Source organism: Aequorivita xiaoshiensis (assembly GCF_022008395.1).
Lineage (GTDB): Bacteria > Bacteroidota > Bacteroidia > Flavobacteriales > Flavobacteriaceae > Aequorivita > Aequorivita xiaoshiensis.
In genome coordinates this window covers 1-389 of the sequence record NZ_JAIRBB010000075.1, presented here as the reverse complement: position 1 = coordinate 389, position 389 = coordinate 1, and the positions used below count along the sequence as shown (strand labels likewise).

The following is a 389-nucleotide window of genomic DNA, read 5'->3' as shown; positions in this document are numbered from 1 at the left end:
TCGTCTACTATTATGTTAGACAGACTTACATTTCCTTCATTAGTAACTGTGAAAGTGTAGGTGATAGTCTCATCAACATCTGAACAGTCATCACCATTCTCGTCATTAAACACTCCTGTTTTTACAATTGCAATTGCAGGGTTTTGACAAAGTTCGATAACTGTTGGATCGTCATTATTAATTTCTGTTCCTGAATCATCACTTACTTCAGTTTGATCTGGAGCTGTTCCAGTAGCTGTTGCTTGGTTTAATACTTCACCAGCATCAATGTCTGCTTGAGTGATTGCGTAACTGGCTTCGTAAATCCAAGTTTCAGTTACATCAAGTTCACCGTCTCCATCAGTATCTCCACTTATTGGACCTGCCAATGGACCTCCTAACAATGGGTC

At 39.6% G+C, this 389-nt stretch carries 1 protein-coding gene; it reads right to left on the bottom strand.

The genetic code is table 11. The features are described 5' to 3' along the window. On the bottom strand, positions 1–389 hold a 389-nt coding region (locus K8344_RS14040; RefSeq protein ID WP_420908361.1), incomplete at both ends, for a DUF7507 domain-containing protein.